Annotated in this window: 30 protein-coding genes; 1 reads left to right on the top strand and 29 read right to left on the bottom strand. The window is 61.3% G+C overall.

The window, feature by feature from the left end:
- Positions 1 to 15: 15 nt before the first annotated feature.
- The 25 genes from rpmD to rpsL all read right to left on the bottom strand — a co-directional run bounded on the left by rpmD (position 16) and on the right by rpsL (position 14725).
- Positions 16 to 198 (bottom strand): 50S ribosomal protein L30, encoded by a 183-nt coding sequence (gene rpmD / locus N4261_RS03110; RefSeq protein WP_261758767.1) that lies wholly within the window; start codon positions 196 to 198, stop codon positions 16 to 18.
- Between the two features lie 16 nt (positions 199 to 214).
- A complete protein-coding gene (rpsE, locus tag N4261_RS03105; RefSeq protein ID WP_261758766.1) occupies positions 215 to 733 on the bottom strand; it encodes a 30S ribosomal protein S5 in 519 nt (172 codons plus the stop codon).
- A gap of 18 nt (positions 734 to 751) precedes the next feature.
- Positions 752 to 1117: a 50S ribosomal protein L18 gene (gene rplR / locus N4261_RS03100; RefSeq protein ID WP_261758765.1), complete on the bottom strand. Its 366-nt coding sequence runs from the start codon at positions 1115 to 1117 to the stop codon at positions 752 to 754.
- An 11-nt stretch (positions 1118 to 1128) separates the two neighbouring features.
- On the bottom strand, positions 1129 to 1662 hold the full coding sequence (rplF, locus tag N4261_RS03095) for a 50S ribosomal protein L6 (protein ID WP_261758764.1): 534 nt from the start codon (positions 1660 to 1662) through the stop codon (positions 1129 to 1131).
- 19 nt (positions 1663 to 1681) lie between these two features.
- Entirely contained in the window at positions 1682 to 2077 is a 396-nt protein-coding gene (rpsH, locus tag N4261_RS03090; protein ID WP_058933609.1) for a 30S ribosomal protein S8, read from the bottom strand.
- Between the two features lie 23 nt (positions 2078 to 2100).
- Positions 2101 to 2406, bottom strand: a complete 306-nt coding sequence (gene rpsN, locus N4261_RS03085; protein WP_067065192.1) for a 30S ribosomal protein S14 — start codon at positions 2404 to 2406, stop codon at positions 2101 to 2103.
- A gap of 8 nt (positions 2407 to 2414) precedes the next feature.
- Positions 2415 to 2954 (bottom strand): 50S ribosomal protein L5, encoded by a 540-nt coding sequence (gene rplE / locus N4261_RS03080; protein ID WP_261758763.1) that lies wholly within the window; start codon positions 2952 to 2954, stop codon positions 2415 to 2417.
- Between the two features lie 10 nt (positions 2955 to 2964).
- Positions 2965 to 3282, bottom strand: coding sequence for a 50S ribosomal protein L24 (gene rplX, locus N4261_RS03075; protein WP_261758762.1), 318 nt, complete (start codon positions 3280 to 3282; stop codon positions 2965 to 2967).
- Positions 3283 to 3307: 25 nt separating this feature from the next.
- The gene (rplN, locus tag N4261_RS03070) at positions 3308 to 3676 is read right to left on the bottom strand and encodes a 50S ribosomal protein L14 (RefSeq protein ID WP_058933605.1); all 369 of its coding nucleotides are present in this window, start codon (positions 3674 to 3676) and stop codon (positions 3308 to 3310) included.
- Between the two features lie 258 nt (positions 3677 to 3934).
- Positions 3935 to 4444: a peroxiredoxin gene (locus N4261_RS03065; protein ID WP_261758761.1), complete on the bottom strand. Its 510-nt coding sequence runs from the start codon at positions 4442 to 4444 to the stop codon at positions 3935 to 3937.
- A 163-nt stretch (positions 4445 to 4607) separates the two neighbouring features.
- On the bottom strand, positions 4608 to 4877 hold the full coding sequence (rpsQ, locus tag N4261_RS03060) for a 30S ribosomal protein S17 (RefSeq protein ID WP_058933603.1): 270 nt from the start codon (positions 4875 to 4877) through the stop codon (positions 4608 to 4610).
- A complete protein-coding gene (gene rpmC, locus N4261_RS03055; protein WP_261758760.1) occupies positions 4874 to 5071 on the bottom strand; it encodes a 50S ribosomal protein L29 in 198 nt (65 codons plus the stop codon). Before rpmC ends, rpsQ begins: the two co-directional genes overlap by 4 nt.
- 13 nt (positions 5072 to 5084) lie before the next feature.
- Positions 5085 to 5501 carry a 50S ribosomal protein L16 gene (gene rplP, locus N4261_RS03050; RefSeq protein WP_261758759.1) on the bottom strand — a complete coding sequence of 139 codons (417 nt, stop codon included), beginning with the start codon at positions 5499 to 5501 and terminating at the stop codon, positions 5085 to 5087.
- Between the two features lie 2 nt (positions 5502 to 5503).
- Positions 5504 to 6325, bottom strand: coding sequence for a 30S ribosomal protein S3 (rpsC, locus tag N4261_RS03045; protein WP_261758758.1), 822 nt, complete (start codon positions 6323 to 6325; stop codon positions 5504 to 5506).
- A gap of 15 nt (positions 6326 to 6340) precedes the next feature.
- A complete protein-coding gene (rplV, locus tag N4261_RS03040) occupies positions 6341 to 6670 on the bottom strand; it encodes a 50S ribosomal protein L22 (protein WP_261758757.1) in 330 nt (109 codons plus the stop codon).
- Between the two features lie 11 nt (positions 6671 to 6681).
- Positions 6682 to 6960, bottom strand: coding sequence for a 30S ribosomal protein S19 (rpsS, locus tag N4261_RS03035; protein WP_058933599.1), 279 nt, complete (start codon positions 6958 to 6960; stop codon positions 6682 to 6684).
- Positions 6961 to 6973: 13 nt separating this feature from the next.
- Complete coding sequence (rplB, locus tag N4261_RS03030) at positions 6974 to 7798, bottom strand: 50S ribosomal protein L2 (RefSeq protein WP_261758756.1); 825 nt, start codon at positions 7796 to 7798, stop codon at positions 6974 to 6976.
- A complete protein-coding gene (gene rplW / locus N4261_RS03025) occupies positions 7798 to 8112 on the bottom strand; it encodes a 50S ribosomal protein L23 (protein WP_261758755.1) in 315 nt (104 codons plus the stop codon). The genes rplB and rplW overlap by 1 nt, the downstream gene beginning before the upstream one ends.
- Positions 8109 to 8729, bottom strand: a complete 621-nt coding sequence (gene rplD, locus N4261_RS03020) for a 50S ribosomal protein L4 (RefSeq protein ID WP_261758754.1) — start codon at positions 8727 to 8729, stop codon at positions 8109 to 8111. The genes rplW and rplD overlap by 4 nt, the downstream gene beginning before the upstream one ends.
- Positions 8729 to 9403 carry a 50S ribosomal protein L3 gene (gene rplC / locus N4261_RS03015; RefSeq protein ID WP_261758753.1) on the bottom strand — a complete coding sequence of 225 codons (675 nt, stop codon included), beginning with the start codon at positions 9401 to 9403 and terminating at the stop codon, positions 8729 to 8731. Before rplC ends, rplD begins: the two co-directional genes overlap by 1 nt.
- Before the next feature lie 346 nt (positions 9404 to 9749).
- Entirely contained in the window at positions 9750 to 10064 is a 315-nt protein-coding gene (rpsJ, locus tag N4261_RS03010) for a 30S ribosomal protein S10 (RefSeq protein ID WP_067065169.1), read from the bottom strand.
- A gap of 134 nt (positions 10065 to 10198) precedes the next feature.
- Positions 10199 to 11389: an elongation factor Tu gene (tuf, locus tag N4261_RS03005; protein ID WP_261758742.1), complete on the bottom strand. Its 1191-nt coding sequence runs from the start codon at positions 11387 to 11389 to the stop codon at positions 10199 to 10201.
- 160 nt (positions 11390 to 11549) lie between these two features.
- Positions 11550 to 13652 carry an elongation factor G gene (gene fusA / locus N4261_RS03000; RefSeq protein WP_261758752.1) on the bottom strand — a complete coding sequence of 701 codons (2103 nt, stop codon included), beginning with the start codon at positions 13650 to 13652 and terminating at the stop codon, positions 11550 to 11552.
- A 69-nt stretch (positions 13653 to 13721) separates the two neighbouring features.
- The gene (gene rpsG, locus N4261_RS02995; RefSeq protein WP_261758751.1) at positions 13722 to 14192 is read right to left on the bottom strand and encodes a 30S ribosomal protein S7; all 471 of its coding nucleotides are present in this window, start codon (positions 14190 to 14192) and stop codon (positions 13722 to 13724) included.
- A 155-nt stretch (positions 14193 to 14347) separates the two neighbouring features.
- Positions 14348 to 14725 (bottom strand): 30S ribosomal protein S12, encoded by a 378-nt coding sequence (rpsL, locus tag N4261_RS02990; RefSeq protein ID WP_058933591.1) that lies wholly within the window; start codon positions 14723 to 14725, stop codon positions 14348 to 14350.
- Positions 14726 to 14992: 267 nt separating this feature from the next.
- Between rpsL and N4261_RS02985 the strand changes: the two genes are divergently transcribed.
- Positions 14993 to 15466: a PIN domain-containing protein gene (locus tag N4261_RS02985; protein WP_261758750.1), complete on the top strand. Its 474-nt coding sequence runs from the start codon at positions 14993 to 14995 to the stop codon at positions 15464 to 15466.
- Between the two features lie 98 nt (positions 15467 to 15564).
- Here N4261_RS02985 and rpoC read toward each other — a convergent pair whose 3' ends face one another.
- The 4 genes from rpoC to rplJ all read right to left on the bottom strand — a co-directional run bounded on the left by rpoC (position 15565) and on the right by rplJ (position 25306).
- Positions 15565 to 19785, bottom strand: coding sequence for a DNA-directed RNA polymerase subunit beta' (rpoC, locus tag N4261_RS02980; RefSeq protein WP_261758749.1), 4221 nt, complete (start codon positions 19783 to 19785; stop codon positions 15565 to 15567).
- A gap of 21 nt (positions 19786 to 19806) precedes the next feature.
- Positions 19807 to 23928, bottom strand: a complete 4122-nt coding sequence (rpoB, locus tag N4261_RS02975; protein WP_261758748.1) for a DNA-directed RNA polymerase subunit beta — start codon at positions 23926 to 23928, stop codon at positions 19807 to 19809.
- A 418-nt stretch (positions 23929 to 24346) separates the two neighbouring features.
- Entirely contained in the window at positions 24347 to 24727 is a 381-nt protein-coding gene (gene rplL, locus N4261_RS02970) for a 50S ribosomal protein L7/L12 (protein ID WP_261758747.1), read from the bottom strand.
- A gap of 48 nt (positions 24728 to 24775) precedes the next feature.
- A complete protein-coding gene (gene rplJ / locus N4261_RS02965; protein ID WP_261758746.1) occupies positions 24776 to 25306 on the bottom strand; it encodes a 50S ribosomal protein L10 in 531 nt (176 codons plus the stop codon).
- Positions 25307 to 25547: the final 241 nt, after the last annotated feature.

The following is a 25547-nucleotide window of genomic DNA, read 5'->3' as shown; positions in this document are numbered from 1 at the left end:
CGTTGGTTCAGGGCCTTACAGCACCTGCACCAGGTAGGCGATCTTGTTGATCATGCCGCGCACTGCGGGCGTATCTTCGAGCGTGCTTGTGCTGTTGAGCTTGCGCAGACCCAGACCCACCACGGTGGCACGGTGCGAAGCGCGGCAACCGATAGGGCTGCGCACCAGCTTGACCGTCAGAGTTTTCTTGTCAGACATCTCTATCTCCCGGCGATCAGTTGAAGATCTCTTCAACCGACTTGCCGCGCTTCGCCGCCACTTGGGAAGGCGTCGAGCAGCGCTTGAGCGCGTCGAGCGTGGCGCGGACCATGTTGTAAGGGTTGGTCGAACCGTGGCTCTTGGTCACGATGTCGGTCACACCCATCACTTCGAAGACAGCGCGCATCGGGCCGCCAGCGATCACGCCGGTACCAGCAGGTGCCGGTGCCATGATCACGTGAGCAGCGCCGTGTTCACCCACCACGTTGTGCTGGATCGTGCCGTTGCGCAGCTGCACCTTGATCATGTTGCGGCGGGCGGATTCCATCGCCTTTTGAACAGCGACCGGAACTTCCTTGGCCTTGCCCTTGCCCATGCCGATGCGACCATCGCCGTCGCCGACCACCGTCAGTGCAGCGAACGACAGCGTACGGCCGCCCTTCACCACCTTGGTGACGCGGTTGACCGCGATCATCTTTTCCTTCAGGCCGTCGTCATTGCCTTCGGTCTGAGCGCGAGGTTGAAACTTTGCCATTTCTAAATCCTTTGAGCGTCAGAACTGCAGGCCGGCTTCGCGGGCAGCTTCGGCCAGAGCCTTGACTCGGCCGTGATAAGCGAAGCCTGCGCGGTCGAAAGCAACCTTCTCGATCCCAGCAGCCTTCGCCTTCTCGGCGATGCGCTTGCCGATCAGCGTCGCGGCAGCAACGTTGCCGCCCTTGCCATCGGCGCCCAGTTGAGCGCGCACTTCCTTCTCGGCGGTCGAAGCGCTGGCCAGCACGCGCTGACCGTCTTCGGAAATCACCGAGGCGTAAATGTGCAGGTTGGAGCGGAAGACCGTCAGACGGGCCACACGCTGGAGCGCAATGCGGACGCGCGTTTGGCGCGAGCGACGCAGGCGTTGTTCCTTCTTGTTCAGCATGGCACGGCTCCTTACTTCTTCTTGGTCTCTTTGAGGGAGACCTTTTCATCAGCGTAGCGGATGCCCTTGCCCTTGTAGGGCTCAGGCGGACGAATCGCGCGCACTTCGGCGGCGATCTGACCCACGACCTGGCGGTCCGCACCCTTGATGAGGATTTCGGTCTGCGTCGGGCACTCGACCTTGATGCCGGCCGGCATGTCCTTCACCACAGGGTGAGAGAAGCCGATCTGCAGGTTGAGCTTCTGACCCTGGGCCTGAGCGCGGAAGCCCACGCCGACCAGGTTCAGCTTCTTCTCGAAGCCCTTGCTGACACCGTTGACCATGTTGGCCAGCAGTGCGCGCATCGTTCCGCTCATCGCATCAGCCTCGGCCGACTCGTTGACAGGAACGAAGGTCAGCTTTCCGCCGTCCAACTTGACCGTGACCTGCGGGTGCACGGCCACGAACAGGGTGCCCTGGGCGCCCTTGACGCTGATCTTTTCAGCAGCGATCGTCACTTCCACGCCTTGCGGGACGACGACCGGCATTTTTCCTACGCGGGACATTGTCTGTCTCTCCTTGCGCTTAGGCGACGTAGCAGAGCACTTCGCCGCCGACACCGGCTTGACGTGCCTTGCGGTCGGTCATCACACCCTTCGGCGTGGTGACGATCGCCACACCCAGGCCATTCATGACCTGGGGAATATCGTGGCGGCCCTTGTAGATGCGCAGGCCGGGACGGCTCACGCGTTCGATGCGCTCGATCACCGGGCGACCGGCGTAATACTTCAGCGCAATCTCGAGTTCGGGACGGGCGGCATCGCCACGCACCGCGAAATCATCGATATAACCTTCGTCCTTCAGGACCTTGGCGATCGCGACCTTCAGCTTCGACGAAGGCATCACGACGCTGGCCTTCTCAACGCTTTGGGCGTTGCGAATACGGGTCAGCATATCGGCGATAGGATCACTCATGCTCATACGAAATCTCCTAAACCTGCCGATTACCAGCTGGCCTTGACGACACCGGGGATGTCGCCCTTGAAGGCCAGCTCACGAATCTTGTTACGAGCCAAGCCGAACTTGCGGAACGTGCCGCGCGGGCGGCCAGTCAGTTCGCAGCGGTTGCGCTGGCGGGTCGGGTTGGCATTGCGCGGGAGCTTCTGCAGCTCAAGGCGGGCCAGATAGCGCTCTTCGTCCGACTTCTTGCTGTCGTCGATGATGGCCTTCAGTTCCGCATACTTCTTGGCGTACTTGGCGACCAGTTGGGCGCGCTTCAGCTCACGTTGCTTAATCGAGAGTTTTGCCACAGGTCACCTCAGTTCTTGAAGGGGAACTTGAACGCTGCCAGCAGTGCCTTGGCTTCGTCGTCCGTCTTGGCAGTCGTCGTGATGCTGATGTTCAGACCACGCAGAGCATCCACCTTGTCGTACTCGATTTCGGGGAAGATGATCTGTTCTTTGACGCCAATGTTGTAGTTGCCACGACCGTCGAACGAACGACCCGAGATGCCGCGGAAGTCACGAACGCGCGGCAGAGCCACGGTCACGAAACGATCCAGGAACTCGTACATCTGCGCGCCGCGCAGAGTGACCATGCAACCGATCGGCACGCCGTCGCGAATCTTGAAGCCGGCAATTGCCTTCTTCGACTTCGTGACAACTGGCTTCTGGCCGGCGATCTTGGTCAGGTCACCCACAGCGTGGTCCATGACCTTCTTGTCGGCGACCGCCTCACTCACACCCATGTTCAGAGTGATCTTGGTGATGCGCGGCACTTCCATCACGGACTTGTAGCCGAACTTCTCGGTCAGGCTAGGCAGGACCTTTTCGCGATAAAACGCTTGCAAACGAGCCATGTCTAACCCCTTAAGCCTTGATCTCTTCGCCGGTCGACTTGAACACGCGCACCCGCTTACCGTCGTCGGCGAGCTTGATGCCCACGCGATCGGCCTTGCCGGCGGCGGCGTTGAAGATCGCCACGTTGGATTGATGGATGGGCATGGACTTGTCAACGATGCCGCCCGTAGTCCCCTTCATGGGGTTGGGCTTCACATGCTTCTTGACGACGTTGATGCCCTCGACCACAACGTGGTCAGCGTCGACGCGCAGCGTCACGGTGCCGCGCTTACCCTTGTCGCGGCCGGTCAGAACGATGACCTCGTCGCCTTTGCGAATCTTGTTCATGGCAATACCTTTGTCTGAGCGGGGCTTAGAGCACCTCAGGCGCCAGCGACACGATCTTCATGAATCGCTCGGTACGCAGTTCACGCGTAACCGGGCCGAAGATGCGGGTGCCGATGGGCTCCAGCTTGGCGTTCAGCAGCACGGCGGCATTGCCGTCGAACTTCACGAGGGAGCCGTCTTGACGGCGCACGCCTTTGGCGGTGCGCACAACAACCGCGTTGTAGACCTCGCCCTTTTTGACGCGGCCGCGCGGAGCAGCTTCCTTGATGCTGACCTTGATGATGTCGCCAATATGGGCATACCGACGCTTGGAACCGCCAAGCACCTTGATGCACATGACGGACTTGGCGCCAGTGTTGTCCGCGACATCGAGTCGCGATTGCATTTGGATCATGTCTGTCCCCAACTTTTCCCGCTCAGGCAACTGCGACCATCGCAGCCATCCAGAGCGGTCAGTCTTGGGCCCGTAAGCCATTCACCTGTCGCTTTAGCGGCGACCCGCGTCTGGCCTTCATGGGCAAGAAACCGAGATCCGAAGGCAGCTGTCACGCGCGCTAGTCACGCAACCCGTCTAGCAAGACGGCACCACCGTTCGGCGAAGCTGCGGATTATGCGGCACGCACAATCCGCCTGTCAACAAGGAGTTGAAGCGTCAAAGAGACCGCGCCTGCGCAAGCAGTGTGGCGGCGTCGCTCACCTCAAACTTTCCAGGCGCTTCCACGTTCAGCGTCTTCACCTCACCATCCTTGACCAGCATCGAGTAGCGCTGAGACCGGACACCCATACCACGGGCGGTCAGGTCCAGTGGCAACCCTACGGCGTTGGTGAATGCAGCACTGCCGTCGGCCATCATGCGCACCTTGCCCGCAGTCTTCTGGTCGCGCCCCCAGGCGCCCATCACGAACGCGTCGTTCACCGAGATGCACCAGATTTCGTCCACGCCGGCGGATCGAAACTCGTGCGCCTTCTCCACATAACCGGGTACGTGCTGAGCCGAGCAGGTCGGGGTAAACGCACCAGGCAGGGCAAAAATCGCGATCGTCTTGCCGGCGCTGAGAGCAGCGATGTCGAATGTGTTGGGCCCCAGAGAGCAGCCCTCGCCTTCCACTTCGATGAATTCCTGCAGGGTGCCAGCGGGCAGTCGGTCAGCCACTTTCAACATGGGAAGCTCCTGAATGATTGAGATTAGAAGGCGGCAGAGTGTGCCGTGAAAAACGAAAAATGGCCGGCTGCCGGGTTTAACCGGCAATCCAGCCACTTGGGTCAGGGGCGCGCTAAACGCCCCTTGTCTTGGCCACCGCACTGACGCGCGGCAGCCTCAACGATCAGACCAGTTGCGCCTTCTCAACCAGACGGGTCACAACCCAGCTCTTGGTCTTCGACAGCGGACGGCCCTCAGCGATCTCGACGACGTCACCCATCTTGTACTCGCCCTTTTCGTCATGGGCGTGGTACTTGCGGGAACGGGCCACGATCTTGCCGTACAGCTCGTGCTTGGCGCGACGCTCAACCAACACCGTGACGGTCTTGGCTCGCTTGTCGCTGACCACGCGACCCACCAGGGTGCGGGTGTTCTTTTCTTGAGCTTGCGTCATTTCGCGGCTCCCTTCTTCTCGGCCAGGATGGTCTTGGCGCGGGCAATGTCACGACGCGTATTTCCCAGCACCGTGGTGTTGGTCAGTTGTTGCGTCGCCTTTTGCATGCGCAGACCGAAGTGAGCCTTCAGCAGGTCGGTGACTTCCTTTTCCAGGGCAGCCACATCCTTGGCGCGCAGTTCAGATGCTTTCATGGGGTATCTCCAATCAGGCGCCGAGCTGGCGAGTCACGAACGTGCAGCGCAGGGGCAGCTTGGCAGCGGCCAGCGTGAACGCTTCGCGCGCCAGTGCCTCAGGCACACCGTTGATCTCGTAGAGCACCTTGCCGGGCTGGATTTCAGCCACGTAGTACTCCGGGTTGCCCTTGCCGTTACCCATCCGGACTTCAGCAGGCTTTTGCGAGATCGGCTTGTCAGGGAAGATGCGGATGAAGATCCGGCCACCGCGCTTGATATGGCGCGAAATGGCACGGCGAGCCGCTTCGATCTGACGAGCAGTGATGCGGCCGCGCTCGGTGGCCTTCAGACCGAAATCACCGAAAGCGACGGACGCGCCGCGGGTCGCCACACCAGTGTTACGACCCTTTTGCTCCTTGCGGTATTTGCGACGAGCAGGTTGCAGCATGTTTATTCTCCTTTGGCCTCGCCAGCCGGAGCGGCGGCGGGCTTACGCACCACACGCTTGGCAGCGGGCTTGTCGCCGCCTTCGGCGGGCTTGTCGCCACGACCACGGCCACCCGGGGCGCCCGGACGGGCGTTACGGCGCGGACGACGATCATCTTCAGCACCCGGAGGGGTGTTGATCACGGGAGCCTCGCCATTGGCCAGGCGGTCACCGCGATACACCCACACCTTCACGCCGATAACGCCGTAGGTGGTCTTGGCTTCGGAGAAGCCATAGTCGATGTCAGCCTTCAGGGTGTGCAGCGGCACACGACCTTCGCGATACCACTCGGTGCGAGCGATTTCGATGCCGTTCAGACGGCCGGCAGACATGATCTTGATGCCCTGGGCGCCCAGGCGCATCGCGTTCTGCATCGCGCGCTTCATGGCGCGGCGGAACATGATGCGCTTTTCCAGCTGCTGGGTGATCGAGTCGGCGATTAGCTGAGCATCGATTTCAGGCTTGCGCACTTCTTCGATGTTCACGGCCACCGGCACGCCCAGACGCTTGGTCAGCTCGGCCTTCAGGTTTTCGATGTCTTCGCCCTTCTTGCCGATCACGACGCCCGGACGAGCCGAGAAGATCGTGATGCGTGCGTTCTTGGCGGGACGCTCGATCAGAATGCGAGAAACGGCGGCGTTCTTCAGCTTGGCCTTCAGGAACTCGCGAACTTGCAGATCTTCGGCCAGCATCGTGGCGAAGTTCTGGTTGTTCGCGTACCAGCGCGACGCCCAATTACGGGTGACGGGCAGGCGGAAGCCAGTCGGATGAATTTTCTGTCCCATAGTCTTCCTTCAGCCTCAGTTGCCGACGGTCACGAAGATGTGGCAGGTCGGCTTGCTGATGCGATTGCCACGACCCTTTGCACGGGCCGAGAAACGCTTCAGCGTGGTGCCTTGCTCCACATAGATCGAAGTGACCTTCAGCTCGTCAATGTCGGCACCGTCGTTGTGCTCAGCATTGGCAATAGCCGATTCCAGCGCCTTCTTGATGATCAGCGAGGCCTTCTTCTGGGTGAATTCCAGGATGTTCAGCGCCTGGTCCACCTTCTTGCCGCGGATCAGGTCAGCCACCAGGCGACCCTTGTCACACGAAAGGCGAACGCCACGAACGATTGCTTTGGTTTCCATCGTCGGCATCCTTACTTCTTCCCGGCCTTCTTGTCGGCCGGGTGGCCTTTGAAGGTGCGGGTCAGTGCGAATTCACCCAGCTTGTGGCCGACCATTTGGTCAGACACATAAACCGGCACGTGCTGCTTGCCGTTGTGCACGGCGATCGTCAGACCGATGAACTCGGGCAGGATCGTCGAGCGACGCGACCAGGTCTTGATGGGCTTCTTGTCCTTGATGGCAACAGCCTTATCGACCTTGGCCATCAGGTGGTGGTCCACGAAGGGACCCTTTTTGAGGGAACGAGCCATGTTGGTCTACCCCTTACTTCTTGCGACGCGAGACGATGAAAGTCTGCGTGCGCTTGTTGTTACGAGTACGGTAGCCCTTCGTCAGGGTGTTCCACGGCGACACAGGCACCTGACCTTCACCCGTACGACCCTCACCACCACCGTGCGGGTGGTCGACCGGGTTCATGGCGGTACCACGCACGGTCGGGCGGATGCCCTTCCAGCGGATGGCGCCGGCCTTGCCGTATTGACGCAGGCTATGCTCTTCGTTGCTCACTTCACCAATGGTGGCGCGGCAATCGATGTGGATGCGGCGGACTTCGCCAGAGCGCAAACGCAGCTGTGCGTAGGAACCGTCACGCGCCATCAGCACCACGGAGGCGCCAGCGGAACGAGCGATCTGTGCACCCTTGCCTGGCAGCATTTCCACGCAGTGGATCGTCGAACCCACCGGGATGTTGCGGATAGGCAGCGTGTTGCCGACCTTGATCGGAGCCTCAGCACCGCTCACGATGGACGAACCCACTTCCAGGTTGCGCGGCGCGATGATGTAGCGACGCTCGCCGTCGGCATAGCACACCAGCGCGATGTGAGCCGTACGGTTCGGGTCGTATTCAATGCGCTCAACCTTCGCCGGGATGCCATCCTTGTTGCGACGGAAGTCCACCACGCGGTAGTGGTGCTTGTGACCACCGCCCTTGTGGCGCATCGTGATGTGACCGTTGTTGTTACGGCCAGACTTTTGCTTCTGCGGCTCGAGCAGCGAAGCCTCGGGAGCGCCTTTGTGCAGGTGCTTATGCACCACCTTCACCACGCCACGACGGCCAGGCGAAGTAGGCTTGACTTTAACGACGGCCATTACGCAGCCTCCCCGGAGAAGTTGAGCTCTTGGCCCGCCTTCAACGACACGTACGCCTTCTTGACGTGGTCGCGACGGCCCAGACGGCCACCAAAGCGCTTGGCCTTGCCCTTCACGTTCACAACGTTGATGGCCTCGACCTCGACCTTGAACATCAGTTCAACAGCGGCCTTGATCTCCGGCTTCGTTGCGTCGCGCAGCACCTTGAACAGGACTTGGTTGTGCTTTTCGCCAGCCATCGTGGCCTTTTCGGACACGATCGGAGCGAGCAGCACCTTGGCCAGACGGCCTTCAGCAAACTTGGGCGCGCTCATGCCAGCATCTCCTTCAATTGCTCGATCGCGGCCTTCGTCACCAGGACCTTCTTGTAGAAGACCAGCGACAGCGGATCGACGTAGCGCGGCTCCACAACCAGCACGTTCGGCAGGTTGCGCGAGGCCAGCAGCAGGTTGTCATCCACTTGATCGGAGATCACCATCACGTGATCCAGACCCATGCCCTTGAGCTTGGCAGCCAGCAGCTTGGTCTTCGGGGCTTCGATCGAGATCGAATCCACCACAGCCAGACGACCTTCGCGAGCGAGTTGCGACAGGATCGCAGCCATGCCAGCGCGGTACATCTTCTTGTTCAGCTTGTGCGAGAAGTTCTCGTCAGGCTTGTTCGGGAAGATGCGACCGCCCCCACGCCACAGCGGCGAGGAGGTCATACCAGCACGCGCGTTGCCAGTACCCTTCTGACGGAACGGCTTTTTCGTCGAGTGACGAACTTCAGCACGTGTCAGTTGGGCGCGAGTGCCTTGGCGAGCGTTGGCCTGGAAGGCCACGACCACCTGGTGCACCAGGGCTTCGTTGTAGTCACGAGCAAAAATGGTGTCAGGAGCGTCCACCTTGGACGTGGCCTGACCCTGCTCATTCAGGAGCTCGAGTTGCATCAGTTGGCTCCCTTCTTGACCTTGACCTTGACGGCCGGACGGATCACGACGAATCCATCACGTGCGCCAGGAACGGCACCACGAACCAGAACCAGCTGGCGGGCTTCGTCAATGCGAACGACGTCCAGGTTTTGAACGGTCACGGTGACGTCGCCGAGGTGGCCCGACATCTTCTTGCCAGGGAACACACGACCGGGATCCTGCGCCATCGAGATGGAGCCAGGAACGTTGTGCGAACGGCTGTTACCGTGCGAAGCGCGCTGCGAACCGAAGTTGTGGCGCTTGATGGTGCCGGTGAAGCCCTTACCGATCGAGGTGCCTTGCACATCGACCTTCTGGCCAGCAGCGAACAGCGTGACCGGAACTTGCGCGCCGGCCTTGTATTCGGCGGCAACATCCGACTCAACGCGGAATTCTTGGAGGATTTCGCCGGCTTCGACGCCAGCCTTCGCGAGGTGACCCGCTTCAGGCTTGGTGACGCGGGAGGCCTTGCGGGCACCGTAGGTCACTTGGATGGCGCTGTAGCCGTCGTTTTCGTCGGTCTTGATCTGGGTGACGCGGTTGTTGGACACATCCAGCACGGTCACGGGCACGGTATCACCGTCCGCCGTAAACACGCGCATCATGCCCACCTTGCGGCCCAGCAAGCCGAGGCGGCGTTTGCTAAGACTCATGGTTTTCTCCTGACTTCCGAACACGCAATGGAGACACCACTGCAGCGGTCGACAGTCATTTCACACACCCGACATCGGTTGGCCGGGCTGACAAGCATCGCTGATCTACAAGCGCAGAGGTAAAGGCCCCGACACTTGCATCCGCACGATGCGACGAAGCCGCACCAAGAAATCCTGGCGCGGAAAAGCTGCGGAGTATAGCGCCAACGTTGCGCGCGCCGCAAGCCAAGCCTGCACGAGCGTTCAAATCGCCATGAAAAAAGGCAGCCCAAAGGCTGCCTTTTGAAGAAGTGCGAGCTCGCCCCCACTTCGAACGATGACGCCTCAGCGCCACCGTGAAACCGCATTACTGCAGCTTGATCTCGACATCCACACCAGCCGGCAGGTCCAGCTTCATCAGCGCGTCCACCGTCTTGTCGGTCGGATCGACGATGTCCATCAGACGCTGGTGAGTGCGAATTTCAAACTGGTCGCGCGACGTCTTATTGACGTGCGGCGAACGCAGAATGTCGAAACGTTCCTTGCGAGTCGGCAAGGGCACCGGGCCCTTGACGATCGCGCCGGTACGCTTGGCGGTGTCCACGATTTCCAGGGCCGATTGATCGATCAGCTTGTAATCGAAGGCCTTGAGCCGAATGCGGATCTTTTGCTTGGTAGACATGACTTTTCCTTCAAAGAGCGACGCAACGCCGAAGACATTGCGGAGGCAGCTGTAAGCGCCGCCGGGACCCAACAGGCGTCAACTCAAACAGAGCTAACGACCCGCCGAGCATCCGGCGGTGTGCAGCAAAAAAATTACTCGATGATGGTGGCCACGACGCCCGAGCCGACGGTGCGACCGCCTTCACGGATAGCGAAGCGCAGACCTTCTTCCATGGCGATCGGAGCGATCAGCTTCACGGTGATGCTGACGTTGTCGCCAGGCATGACCATTTCCTTGTCCTTCGGCAGCTCCACGGCACCGGTCACGTCCGTGGTACGGAAGTAGAACTGGGGACGGTAGTTGTTGAAGAACGGGGTGTGACGGCCGCCTTCTTCCTTGCTCAGAACATAGATCTCAGCAGTGAAGTGGGTGTGCGGCTTGATCGAGCCGGGCTTGGCCAGCACTTGGCCGCGCTCGACGTCTTCACGCTTGGTGCCGCGCAGCAGGATGCCCACGTTGTCGCCCGCTTGACCTTGGTCCAGCAGCTTGCGGAACATTTCCACGCCGGTCACGGTGGTCTTCTGAACATCGCGGATGCCGACGATTTCGATTTCTTCGCCGACCTTGATGATGCCGCGCTCGACGCGACCGGTCACCACGGTGCCACGACCAGAGATCGAGAACACGTCTTCCACCGGCAGCAGGAACGCGCCGTCCACAGCACGCTCAGGCGTGGGGATGTACGAGTCCAGCGCATCGGCCAGCGCCATGATCGCGCCTTCGCCCAGCTCGCCCTTGTCGCCTTCCAGCGCCAGCTTGGCCGAACCCTTGATGATCGGGGTGTCGTCGCCAGGGAAGTCGTACTTGCTCAGCAGCTCGCGGACTTCCATTTCCACCAGCTCCAGCAGCTCGGCGTCGTCCACCATGTCGCACTTGTTCAGGAAGACGATGATGTACTTCACACCGACCTGACGTGCCAGCAGGATGTGCTCGCGGGTCTGGGGCATCGGGCCGTCAGCGGCCGAGCACACCAGGATCGCGCCGTCCATCTGCGCCGCACCGGTGATCATGTTCTTCACATAGTCAGCGTGTCCGGGGCAGTCCACGTGGGCGTAGTGGCGGTTGGCCGTCTCGTATTCCACGTGTGCGGTATTGATCGTGATGCCGCGCGCCTTTTCTTCCGGGGCCGCATCGATCTGGTCGTAGGCCTTCGCTTCGCCGCCGAACTTCGCAGCCAGCACGGTCGCGATCGCAGCCGTCAGCGTGGTCTTGCCATGGTCAACGTGACCAATCGTGCCCACGTTCACGTGCGGCTTGGTCCGTTCAAACTTGCCTTTTGCCATTTCAAATCTCCAAGAAAGAGCATTCGCCAGTCTGTTGGTTTAGCGTTTCCGCAGTGCCCTTGGACCCCGGCGACTGGCAACCGGGAGAGCCTCTGCGAAGACGAATCTGGAAATCAAAGAACGAAAAGAGCCGGCGCCCGGGGGCACCAGCTCAAACTCATCACTTCGCGCGAGCAGTGACGATCGCGTCGGCGACGTTCTTTGGAGCTTCGCTGTAGTGCTTGAACTCCATCGTGTACGTCGCACGGCCTTGCGTGGCCGAACGCAGCGAGGTCGAGTAGCCGAACATCTCGGACAGAGGAACCTCTGCCTTGATGATCTTGCCACCACCGACCATGTCGTCCATGCCCTGCACCATGCCGCGACGGCTGGACAGGTCACCCATCACCGTACCAGCATAGTCTTCCGGCGTCTCGACTTCCACGGCCATCATCGGCTCGAGGATCACGGGGCTGGCGCGACGGCAAGCTTCCTTGAAGCCCATCGAGGCGGCCATCTTGAACGCGTTTTCGTTCGAGTCCACATCGTGGTACGAACCGAAGGTCAGCGTGACCTTCACGTCCACCACCGGGTAGCCGGCCAGCACGCCGTTCGGCAGGCTGTCGATCACACCCTTTTCGACCGCGGGGATGAACTCGCGAGGCACCACGCCGCCCTTGATGGCGTCGACGAACTCGAAGCCCTTACCGGCTTCTTGCGGCTCGATCGAGAACACGACGTGACCGTACTGACCCTTACCACCGGACTGACGCACGAACTTGCCTTCGACGTCGGACACCGACTTGCGGATCGTCTCGCGATAAGCAACCTGCGGCTTGCCCACGTTGGCTTCCACGCCAAACTCGCGCTTCATGCGGTCGACGATGATTTCCAGGTGGAGCTCGCCCATGCCGGAAATGATGGTCTGGCCCGACTCTTCATCGGTACGCAGGCGGAACGACGGATCCTCAGCAGCCAGACGGCCCAGCGCGATACCCATCTTTTCCTGGTCGGCCTTGGTCTTCGGCTCGACAGCCTGCGAGATCACCGGCTCCGGGAACACCATGCGTTCCAGCGTGATGATGCTGTCAGGGTCGCACAGGGTTTCGCCCGTGGTCACGTCCTTCAGACCCACGCAGGCCGCGATGTCACCAGCCAGAATTTCCTTGATTTCCTCACGCTGGTTGGCGTGCATCTGCAGGATCCGGCCGATACGCTCTTTCTTGCCGCGGACCGGGTTGTACACGGTAGCGCCCGACTGCAGCACGCCCGAATAAACGCGCACGAAGGTCAGTTGGCCGACATACGGGTCAGTCATCAGCTTGAAGGCTAGCGCCGAGAACTTCTCGTCGTCCGTACGTTGACGGGTGATCGGCTGATCATCTTCGTCCGTACCAGCCACCGGCGGGATGTCCAGCGGCGACGGCAGGAAGTCGATCACGGCGTCCAGCATGCGCTGCACACCCTTGTTCTTGAACGCGGTGCCGCACAGCATCGGCTGGATCTCGGTCGCGATGGTGCGCTTGCGGATCGCGAGCTTGATTTCTTCCTCGGTCAGGTCGCCCGTCTCGAGGTACTTGTTCATCAGCTCTTCGGTGGCCTCGGCAGCCGCCTCGACCATCTTCTCCCGCCATTCCTGGGCCACTTCGACCAGGTCAGCGGGAATCTCTTCGAAGGTGAACTTCATGCCCTGGGAAGCTTCGTCCCAGATGATGGCCTTCATCTTGAACAGGTCCACCACGCCCTTGAAGTTTTCCTCCGCGCCGATGGGGATGACCACGGGCACGGGGTTGGCCTTCAGGCGGGTCTTCATCTGGTCCACGACCTTGAAGAAGTTGGCACCCGTGCGGTCCATCTTGTTCACGAAGGCCAGACGCGGCACCTTGTACTTGTTGGCTTGGCGCCAGACGGTTTCCGACTGGGGCTGCACACCACCCACGGCGCAATAGACCATGCAGGCGCCGTCCAGCACGCGCATGGAACGTTCGACTTCAATGGTGAAGTCGACGTGCCCGGGGGTGTCAATGATGTTGAAGCGATGCTCAGGGTAGGACATGTCCATGCCCTTCCAGAAGCAGGTCGTCGCGGCCGACGTGATGGTGATGCCGCGCTCTTGCTCCTGCTCCATCCAGTCCATCGTGGCCGCACCATCGTGCACTTCGCCGATCTTGTGGTTCACACCGGTGTAGTACAGGATACGTTCCGTCGTCGTGGTCTTGCCGGCATCGATGTGCGCCGAGATACCGATATTGCGGTAGCGCTCGATGGGGGTCTTGCGGGACATGGTGTCACTCCAAATGCATGGAGCCGCCAGCGGGTTAGTAATAACCCGAGGCGGCCTGAGAGGTCTTGTTTAGAAACGGAAGTGCGAGAACGCCTTGTTGGCGTCTGCCATGCGGTGGACTTCGTCGCGCTTCTTCATCGCGCCGCCGCGGCCTTCCGAGGCCTCCAGCAGCTCGTTGGCCAGACGCTGAGCCATCGACTTCTCACCGCGCTTGCGGGCCGATTCCTTCAGCCAGCGCATGGCCAGGGCCATACGGCGGACGGGGCGAACTTCCACGGGAACTTGGTAGTTCGCACCGCCAACGCGGCGGGACTTCACTTCGACCATGGGCTTCACGTTGTTCAGCGCGATCATGAACACTTCCAGCGGGTCCTTGCCGGACTTCTGCTCGACTTGCTCCAGGGCGCCGTAAATGATGCGCTCTGCGACGGCCTTCTTGCCCGATTCCATGATGACGTTCATGAACTTGGACAGATCGACGCTGCCGAACTTCGGATCAGGCAGGATCTCGCGCTTGGGTACTTCGCGACGACGTGGCATGGGATTCTTCCTTCAATGCTTCAGTTGGTCAGGGCTTTCACCCCGCCGCGGATCACCACCAGACAGACAGGGGGATCCACTTACTCGGTGACCAGTGCACATGCATCTGGACCGCAACAATTCGGTGACCGACAGGCCACCAAGACCTTGGCTGATTAAGCCTTCTTTGGACGCTTCGCGCCGTACTTGGAACGCGACTGCTTGCGATCCTTCACGCCCTGCAGGTCCAGCGAACCGCGCACGATGTGGTAACGCACACCTGGCAGATCCTTGACACGACCGCCGCGCACCAGCACGACGCTGTGTTCCTGCAGGTTGTGGCCTTCACCGCCGATGTACGAGATGACCTCGAAACCATTGGTCAGGCGCACCTTGGCCACCTTACGAAGCGCCGAGTTCGGCTTTTTCGGGGTGGTGGTGTACACGCGGGTGCAGACGCCACGGCGCTGCGGGCACGACTGCATAGCCGGCGACTTGGATTTCGTCACCTCGGTCTCGCGACCGTGGCGAACGAGTTGATTGATGGTTGGCATAAGTAACTTGTTCCCGTTTGAAGTCACAACTTCAGCGGGCCTTGGGGATGCAACTCCGGCCCGAAATCGACCCATTGAGACCGATTTCACAAGCAACAAAAGCGCAGCACCTTGCGGCACCACGCTCGGATCAACACCACCCCGCACAGATAAGCGGCGTGAGGGCGCATCAAGACATGCTGAAGAGCCGGCGATTGTAGGCCAGTTCGATGCAACCACACAAGGCGCTATGCTCCGAGCCCCATGCCCGCCGCTGATTGCCCCCTCATGCACGCCCCGCAACCACCGCAGCAGCTCGTCAGCCCGGTGCTCGTTCTCGACACCCAGATCGTCATGGACTGGGTGGTGTTTGGCGAGGCAAGCCTGTCGCCACTCATCGATGATATCGAGAGCGGGCGCTTACGTTGGATCGCGACGCAGGCGATGAAGGGGGAATTGGTCCATGTCATTGCTCGCGGGGTGGCGGCATCCTACGCACCCGACCTGCAGCGAGTGAATGACGTGTTTTCCCGTCATTGCCAATTCGTCGAGGCCCCGATCCTGGGCATGGCGCGCCCCCGCTGCAGCGATCCAGATGATCAGAAGTTCATCGACCTGGCACTTGCGCAGTGCGCGCTCCAACCGACTTGCCTGATCTCTCGCGATCGCGCCGTGCTGAAAGTAGCCAGGCGGGCCGCCAAACTTGGGCTGGACATCCTGTCTCCGGGCGCTTGGCTGGCTCGGCGCTCCTCGTTGGACTGACCCAACAAGATCGCCGCGGTTTCAGGCAGCGCTAGAACGGAAAAAGGCTGCCGCCCCTTTCGGAACGGCAGCCTCTGACGGATGGAGATCCGTTCGGCTTATTCGGCCGAACCGCCCTCGCCCGGTTCCAGCGCAGCCAACTGCACCGACGCCAGCTCTTCGGCTTCCTGGATCGCGATGGAACGGCGCTCGGCGTCGTCCATCTCTTCCTTGGCACGGCGAGCCTGGTGGAAGGCCATGCCGGTACCCGCCGGGATCAGACGACCCACGATCACGTTTTCCTTCAGGCCGCGCAACTCGTCGCGCTTGCCCATGATCGCGGCTTCGGTCAGCACGCGGGTCGTTTCCTGGAACGACGCCGCAGAGATGAACGAATCCGTTGACAGCGAGGCCTTCGTGATACCCAGCAGCACGTCGGAGTGGGTGGCAATCATCTTGCCTTCACCGCGCAGACGGTCGTTGGTGTCCAGCAGCTCCGAGCGCTCGACTTGCTCGCCAGCGATGTAGGACGAGTCACCCGGGTTGGCGATCTGCACACGACGCAGCATCTGGCGAACGATCACCTCGATGTGCTTGTCGTTGATCTTCACGCCTTGCAGACGATAGACGTCCTGGACTTCGTCGACGATGTAGCGCGCCAGTTCCTCGATGCCCAGCAGGCGCAGGATGTCCTGCGGATCCGCCGGACCGTCGACGATCAGTTCGCCGCGGTTCACGACCTGGCCTTCGTGCACCAGGATGTTCTTTTCCTTGGGCACCAGCAGCTCGTGCTTGCGGCCTTCCGGATCAGTGATCTCCAGGCGAACCTTGCCCTTGGTCTCCTTGCCGAACGAGACCGTGCCAGTCTGTTCTGCCAGAGCACCCGCATCCTTCGGCGAACGGGCTTCGAAGAGCTCGGCCACACGCGGCAGACCGCCGGTAATGTCACGCGTCTTCTGACCTTCCACCGGGATACGTGCCAGCACTTCACCTGGGGCGAGGTCCTGACCGTCGCGGATCTGGATCAGCGAGCCGACCTGGAAGCCGATGGTCACCGAGTGATCGGTACCCGGGATCTTCACTTCCTGACCGTTCGCATCCAGCAGCTTGACCTGCGGACGAACCACCTTGGCTGCACCACGACGCTTCGGATCGATCACGACCAGCGTGGACAGACCCGTCACCTCGTCGACCTGCTTGGCCACGGTGACGCCTTCCTCGACGTTCTCGAACTTCGCCTGACCGGCGAATTCCGTGATGATCGGGCGAGTCAGCGGATCCCAGTTCGCCAGGATCGTGCCAGCCTTGATCGTCTGGTCGGCCTTGATGTTCAACAGGGCGCCGTAAGGCACCTTGTGACGCTCGCGCTCGCGGCCGTGCGGGTCGCTGATCACGATTTCGCCGGAACGCGAAATCACCACCAGGTCGCCCTTGCCGTTCGTGACGTAGCGCATCGTGGCGTTGAAGCCGATGATGCCGTCCGACTTGGCTTCGACGCTCGAGGCCACTGCCGCTCGCGATGCCGCACCACCGATGTGGAAGGTACGCATCGTCAGCTGCGTGCCCGGCTCACCGATCGACTGCGCGGCAATCACGCCCACAGCTTCACCGGTGTTGACCAGACCACCACGGCCCAGGTCGCGGCCGTAGCACTTCGCGCACAGGCCGAAACGCGTGCCGCAGGTCAGCGGCGTACGGACCTTGACCTCGTCCACGCCGGCAGCTTCCAGCACATCCAGCGTGTCTTCGTCGAGCATGCTGCCCGCGACCAGCAGGACCGACTGGGTCTCCGGATGCACCACATCAATCGCGGCCACGCGACCCAGGATGCGGTCACGCAAGGACTCGATCACCTCTCCGCCTTCCACCAGGGCGCGCATGTTGATGCCGTTGTCGGTGCCGCAATCGGATTCGGTCACGACCAGATCCTGCGTCACGTCCACCAGACGACGCGTCAGGTAGCCGGAGTTCGCCGTCTTCAGCGCCGTATCCGCCAGGCCCTTACGAGCACCGTGGGTGGAGATGAAGTACTGCAGAACGTTCAGGCCTTCGCGGAAGTTCGCGGTAATCGGCGTCTCGATGATCGAGCCATCCGGCTTGGCCATCAGTCCCCGCATACCCGCCAGCTGGCGAATCTGTGCGGCGCTACCGCGGGCGCCGGAGTCGGCCATCATGTAGATGGAATTGAACGACTCCTGCTCCACTTCCTTGCCGTGGCGGTCCAGGATCTTCTCCTTGGACAGCTGCGACATCATCACCTTGCCGACTTCGTCACCGGTCTTGCCCCAGATGTCGACGACCTTGTTGTAGCGCTCGCCGGCGGTCACGAGACCCGAGACGTACTGCTGCTCGATCTCCTTGACTTCCTTCTCGGCGCGGTCGATTAGCTCGGCCTTCTGCTTGGGCACGAGCATGTCGTCGATGGCGATCGAGATGCCCGCGCGGGTGGCCAGCTTGAAACCGGACTGCAGCAGCTTGTCTGCCAGCACCACGGTTTCCTTCAGGCCGCACTTGCGGAAGGAGGTGTTGATCAGGCGCGAGATTTCCTTCTTCTTCAGCGCCTTGTTGATGTTGCTGAACGGCAGACCCTTGGGCAGGATTTCCGACAGCAGCGCACGACCGACGGTCGTGTCCACCAGCTTGGTCTCGGGAACCCACTCGTTGGAATCCTTGTCCTTGACGTACTCGGTCAGACGGACACTGATCTTGGCGGTGATCTCCACGGCGCCGTTGTCCAGCGCACGGATCATCTCGGAAATGTCCGAGAACACCATGCCCTCGCCCTTGCCGTTGGTGCGTTCGCGGGTCGCGTAATACAGACCCAGCACCACGTCTTGCGACGGGACGATCGACGGTTCGCCGGAAGCCGGGAACAGCACGTTGTTGGAGGCCAGCATCAGCACGCGGGCTTCCATCTGCGCTTCGATCGACAGCGGCACGTGGACGGCCATCTGGTCACCGTCGAAGTCGGCGTTGAACGCCGCGCAGACGAGCGGATGCAGCTGGATGGCCTTGCCTTCGATCAGCACGGGCTCGAACGCCTGAATGCCCAGACGGTGCAGCGTCGGCGCACGGTTCAGCAGAACCGGATGCTCCTTGATGACCTCTTCCAGGATGTCCCAGACGACCGGGGTGCCGGATTCGACTTCCTTCTTCGCCGCCTTGATGGTGGTGGCGATGCCCATCGCCTCCAGACGCGAGAAGATGAAGGGCTTGAACAGCTCCAGCGCCATCAGCTTGGGCAGACCGCACTGATGCAGCTTGAGCGTCGGGCCCACGGTGATGACCGAACGACCGGAGTAGTCGACCCGCTTGCCCAGCAAGTTCTGACGGAACCGGCCGCTCTTGCCCTTGATCATGTCGGCCAGGGACTTCAGCGCGCGCTTGTTCGCGCCGGTCATGGCCTTGCCGCGACGACCGTTGTCCAGCAACGAGTCGACGGCTTCCTGCAGCATGCGCTTTTCGTTGCGCACGATGATTTCAGGTGCCTTCAGCTCGAGCAGACGGGCCAGACGGTTGTTGCGGTTGATGACGCGGCGATACAGGTCGTTCAGGTCAGAGGTCGCGAAGCGACCGCCGTCCAGCGGCACCAGCGGACGCAGGTCCGGCGGCAGCACAGGCAGAACTTCCAGCACCATCCAGTTCGGCTTGATGCCCGAACGTTTGAAGGCTTCCATCACCTTGAGGCGCTTGGAATTCTTCTTGATCTTCAGCTCGGAGCCGGTCATGTCGTTGCGCAGGCGATCGATCTCGACATCGAGATCCATCTCGGCCAGCAGCTTCTGGATGCCTTCGGCACCCATCAGCGCAACGAACTCGTCACCGTACTCGACACGCTTCGCGTCGTAGTCGTCCTCGGACATGATGCCGAATTTCTTCAGCGGGGTCATGCCCGGATCGACGATCACATACGCCTCGAAGTAGAGGACGCGTTCGATGTCACGCAGCGTCATGTCGAGCACCATGCCCAGACGCGACGGGAGCGACTTCAGGAACCAGATGTGGGCGCAGGGCGCGGCCAGGTCGATGTGACCCATGCGCTCGCGACGCACCTTGGTCTGGGTGACTTCAACGCCGCACTTCTCGCAGATCACGCCGCGGTGCTTCAGGCGCTTGTACTTGCCGCACAGGCACTCGTAGTCCTTGATCGGGCCGAAGATCTTGGCGCAGAACAGGCCATCACGTTCCGGCTTGAACGTCCGGTAGTTGATGGTCTCGGGCTTCTTCACCTCACCGAACGACCACGAACGGATCTTTTCGGGCGAGGCCAGCCCGATCTTGATCGCGTCGAAATGCTCGTCCGGGGTGAATTGCTTGAACAGGTCCAGCAAACCTTTCATGTGTCTCTCCTGTTCCTATGCTTAGTTGCGCTCGAGCTCGATGTCGATGCCCAGCGAACGAATTTCCTTCACCAGCACATTGAACGACTCGGGCATGCCGGCTTCGATCGAGTGCTCACCCTTGACGATGGACTCGTACACCTTGGTGCGGCCATTCACGTCATCGGACTTCACGGTCAGCATTTCCTGCAGGATGTACGAAGCGCCGTAGGCTTCAAGCGCCCACACTTCCATCTCACCGAAACGCTGGCCGCCGAACTGCGCCTTGCCGCCCAGCGGTTGCTGCGTGACGAGCGAGTACGGACCGGTCGAGCGGGCGTGCATCTTGTCGTCCACCAAGTGGTGCAGCTTCAGCACGTGCATGTAGCCGATCGTCGTCGGACGCTCGAAGCGTTCGCCGGTCCGGCCGTCATGCAGGAAGGCCTGGGTGCGGGTGGCCGTCAGTCCCTTGCGGGTGGCGATCTCTTCCGGATAGGCCAGTTGCAGCATCGCGCGGATTTCGCTTTCCTTCGCGCCGTCGAAGACGGGGGTGGCGAAGGTCACGCCGGTCGAGAGGTTCTTGGCCATGCCAAGGACTTCGTCGTCGGTCAGTTGAGCGATGTCTTCCGGTTTGCCACCGTTCTGGTTGAACAGCTCATCCAGGAACGAGCGCAGCTCAGCCACACGGGCTTCGCCTTGCAGCATGTCACCGATGCGTTGGCCAATCCCCTTGCCTGCCCAGCCCAGATGCACTTCCAGCACCTGACCCACGTTCATCCGCGACGGAACGCCCAGGGGGTTCAGCACGATGTCGGCAGGTGTGCCGTCGGCCATGTAGGGCATGTCTTCGATCGGGGTGATCTTGGACACAACGCCCTTGTTGCCGTGACGGCCGGCCATCTTGTCGCCAGGCTGCAGACGACGCTTCACGGCCAGGTACACCTTGACCATCTTCAGCACGCCAGCGGGCAGCTCGTCGCCTTGCGTCAGCTTCTTGCGCTTTTCTTCAAAAGCCAGGTCGAAGCTGTGACGGGTCTGCTCCAGCGAGTTCTTGATCGACTCCAGCTGGTTCGCGATCTCGTCCTCTGCGGGACGGATGTCGAACCAGTGGAACTTCTCGACCTCAGCCAGATAGTCCTTGGCGATGACAGTGCCCTTGGTGATCTTCTTCGGACCGCCATTGGCGACCTTGCCGATCAGCAGCTTTTCGATACGGTCGAACGCGTCGGCCTCAACGATACGCAGTTGGTCGTTCAGGTCCAGGCGGAAGCGCTTCAGCTCGTCGTCAATGATCTGCTGGGCACGCTTGTCGCGCTGGATGCCTTCGCGGGTGAAGACCTGCACATCGATCACGGTACCGTTGGTCCCCTGATCCACGCGCAGCGAGGTGTCCTTCACGTCGGACGCCTTCTCACCGAAGATGGCGCGCAGCAGCTTCTCTTCCGGCGTCAGCGTGGTCTCGCCCTTCGGTGTGACCTTGCCGACCAGCACGTCGCCCGGGTTGACTTCGGCACCGATGTACACGATGCCGGATTCGTCCAGACGAGCCAGTTGCTGTTCGCTCAGGTTCGGGATGTCGCGAGTGATTTCCTCGCTGCCCAGCTTCGTGTCGCGGGCCATCACCACCAGTTCCTCGATGTGGATCGAGGTGTAGCGGTCTTCAGCCACCACGCGTTCGGAGATCAGGATCGAGTCTTCGAAGTTGTAGCCATTCCAAGGCATGAACGCGACCAGCATGTTCTGGCCCAGAGCCAGTTCACCCAAGTCGGTCGAGGCGCCGTCGGCGATGATGTCTTCAGCGGCGACGCGGTCACCACGGTTGACGATAGGACGCTGATGGATGTTGGTGTTCTGGTTGCTACGCTGATACTTGATCAGGTTGTAGATGTCGACACCCACCTCGCCAGCCACGGTCTCGTTGTCGTTCACACGGATCACGATGCGGTTCGTGTCCACGTAATCGACGACGCCACCGCGACGGGCTGCCACCACGGTGCCGGAGTCCTTCGCGGCCACGCGTTCGACGCCGGTACCGACGAAAGCCTTTTCCGGACGCAGGGTCGGGACGGCCTGACGCTGCATGTTGGCGCCCATCAGCGCGCGGTTCGCATCGTCGTGCTCCAGGAACGGCACCAGCGAGGCCGCAACCGACACGATCTGCGTCGGCGCCACGTCCATGTACTGGATGCGTTCAGGAGAGGTCAGCACCGACTCGCCGTTTTCACGTGCGGAGACCAGTTCGTCGACCAGTTGGCCGCTCTCGTTCAGCGAGGCGTTCGCCTGGGCGATGACGTACTTGCCTTCCTCGATGGCAGACAGGTAGTCGATCTGGTTGGTCACCTTGGAGTCGACCACGCGGCGATACGGCGTCTCCAGGAAGCCGTACTCGTTGAGCTGGGCGTACAGCGCGAGCGAGTTGATCAGACCGATGTTCGGGCCTTCCGGCGTTTCGATCGGGCAGACGCGGCCATAGTGGGTCGGGTGCACGTCACGGACTTCGAAGCCGGCGCGCTCACGGGTCAGACCGCCCGGGCCCAGGGCCGAGACGCGACGCTTGTGCGTGATCTCGGAGAGCGGGTTGGTCTGGTCCATGAACTGCGACAGCTGCGACGCACCGAAGAACTCCTTGAGCGCCGCAGAGATCGGCTTGGAGTTGATCAGGTCGTGCGGCATCAGGGCTTCGGTCTCAGCCTGACCCAGACGCTCCTTGACGGCCTTCTCGATGCGGGCGAGGCCCGAGCGGTACTGGTTCTCCGCCAGTTCGCCGACGCAACGCACGCGACGATTGCCCAGGTGGTCGATGTCATCGACTTCACCGCGACCGTTGCGCAGCTCGACCAGGATCTTGACCACGTCGAGGATGTCCTCGTTGGACAAGGTCATCGCGCCTTCAGGAATGTCGCGGCCCACGCGGGCGTTGAACTTCATGCGGCCGACGCGCGACAAGTCGTACGTGTCTTCGCTGTAGAACAGGCGGTTGAACAGCGCTTCGACCGCATCTTCCGTCGGCGGCTCGCCGGGGCGCATCATGCGGTAGATCGCCACGCGCGCGGCCAACTGGTCGGCGGTTTCGTCCGAGGCCAGGGTCTGGCTGATGTACGCGCCTTCGTCCAGCTCGTTCGTGAACAGTGCCTGGATGTCCTTGATGCCAGCACCGCGCAGCTTCTTCAGCAGCGAATCGGTCAGTTCATCATTGGCCTTGGCAATGATCTCGCCGGTGTCCGGATCGACCATGTTCTTGGCCAGCAGACGGCCGAGCAGGAAGTCTTCCGGCACGGTCACATGCTGCGTGCCGGACTGCTCCAGCTGACGCACATGGCGGGCGGTGATGCGCTTGTCCTTCTCGACGATGACCGCACCGCTCTTGTCGGTGATGTCAAAGCGAGCAACTTCACCCTTCAGGCGTTCGGCCACGAACTCCATCTGGGCGCCCGAATCCATCAGGCGGAAATTGTCGAAGACGAAGAAATGCGCCAGGATCTGCTCGGGGTTCAGACCGATGGCCTTGAGCAGAATCGTGACCGGCATCTTGCGGCGGCGGTCGACGCGGAAGTACAGGATGTCCTTCGGGTCGAACTCGAAGTCCAGCCAGGAGCCGCGGTACGGAATGATGCGCGCAGAGAACAGCAGCTTGCCGGACGAGTGGGTCTTGCCCTTGTCGTGTTCAAAGAACACGCCGGGCGAGCGGTGCAGCTGCGAAACGATGACACGCTCGGTGCCATTGATGATGAACGAGCCGTAGTCGGTCATGAGCGGCACTTCGCCCATGTAGACCTCTTGCTCCTTGATCTCCTTGACCGTCTTGGGCTGTGGGCTTTCCCGGTCATAGATGATCATCTGCAACTTTGCGCGCACGGCGGCGGCAAAGGTCAGACCGCGCTGCTGGCATTCGCGAACGTCGAATGGCGGCTTGGCGATGTTGAATTCGAGGAATTTCATTTCCACGAACCCGTTGTGCGACACGATGGGGAACGTGGACAGGAAGGCGGCTTGGAGGCCTTCCGGTTTGCGCTTCAGCGGAGCGACGTCTTTCTGCAGGAAGGCGACATATGAGTCCTTCTGCATCGTCAGCAAGTAGGGAACGTTGAGCACGCTCACGCGCTTGCCGAAGCTCTTGCGGATACGCTTGCGCTCGGTGTAGCTGTAGGGGGTTGCTTGCGCCATAAACACTCCGTGTCGAGCGCGCCCCTGGCCGCGAGGCGCGCTGCGTCGGCGACTGGCTGTTCGGGCATTGCACCCGAAGCTTGGTGGTTGGCCACTACCAACCGCTGGCGGACAACCCCGGCAGCCGGACGGGACCCATGAGGCGTTGCACCTCTGCAACCCTGGCATCCCGCACGACCGGACCGCGGCCCGACCAAACCGTTCTCTGCAGTCGGATCAGAGAACACTTGAAAGAACCGCACATGATACAGCACGATGCTTTCAGGTGCGCTTTGTCAACCTGAAATGCCCCGGGGATTACCCCGAGTGGGCGCTGCAAAAACCAGCCACCCTGAAACGAGGAAAGGGGAGGCCCCATGGGACCACCCCTCTCGTCGACAGGAGCCGAGCGGCAGAACCGCCCTCGCTCCACAAGGTCTTACTTGAGTTCGACCTTGGCGCCGGCTTCTTCCAGCTTCTTCTTGGCAGCTTCGGCGTCGGCCTTGGAGATGCCTTCCTTGACGGGCTTCGGAGCGCCGTCGACCAGGTCCTTGGCTTCCTTCAGACCCAGGCCGGTGATTTCGCGCACGGCCTTGATGACGGAGACCTTGTTGGCGCCGGCTTCGGTCAGCACCACGTTGAACTCGGTCTTCTCTTCGGCGGCAGCAGCACCGCCGGCGGCGGCGCCACCAGCAGCGGGAGCAGCCATCGAAGCGGCGGACACGCCAAACTTCTCTTCAATTGCCTTGACCAGATCGTTCAGTTCCAGAACGGTCATGCTGTCCAGGGCAGCCAGGAAAGCGTCTTTATCGAATGCCATGATAGTTTCCTAAAAACAGATAGATTGCTTGCGCAGGGGTTGCGTCGGTCAGGCAGCGGCCGGAGCTTCGGCCGGGGTTTCGGCTTCGGCGCCGCCACCCTTTTGCTGAGCCAGAGCTGCCAGCACGGCCGCGGTGCGTTGCACCGGCGACAGCAGCAGGCCAGCGATCTGCGACAGCAGCACTTCCTTGCTCGGGACCGAAGCCAGCGCCTTCACGCCGGCGACATCCAGAGCCTTGCCACCGTAGGCGCCGCCCTTGATGACGAGCTTGTCGTTGGTCTTGGCAAAGTCAGCGATGACTTTGGCAGCCGCGACAGCATCTTCCGAAAAGCCGTAGATCAGCGGACCGACCATGGCCTCCGAGGCGGCCTCGAACGAGGTACCGGCGACGGCACGACGGGCCAGGGTGTTCTTCAGCACATGAAGATAAACACCCTTGGCACGCGCATCGACGCGCAGCTTGTTCAAGGCTTCCACGGTGAGGCCACGGTACTCGGCCAGCGCCAGCGTCTGCGACTTGGCAGCTTGCGCTGCCACGTCCGACACAACGGCTGCCTTCTCGTTGCGATTGAGACTCAAGGTCTACTCCTCACATTACGCCCTTGAAGCAGCGACGAATCGCCACCGCGCGGGCACCGGATTCAGCGACCTTCTGTCAGGAAACTTCCCCAGAGAACCGGGACAGCAAACCTTTCAGCGGGACCGCCATCTGCGCTGGCCGACGACCGGGTCGTCGATTAAGCGATCACCCCAAACTGCGGGAGCTCACGCCAGCGGTCTTGGATGACCTGGACTCGAATCGACCGACAGACCCGGCGCC

It is taken from the genome of Roseateles amylovorans (assembly GCF_025398155.2).
GTDB classification, from domain to species: Bacteria; Pseudomonadota; Gammaproteobacteria; order Burkholderiales; family Burkholderiaceae_C; genus Roseateles; species Roseateles amylovorans.
Note: the sequence above shows the minus strand (reverse complement) of the source record. Positions and strands in the feature narration are given on the sequence as shown.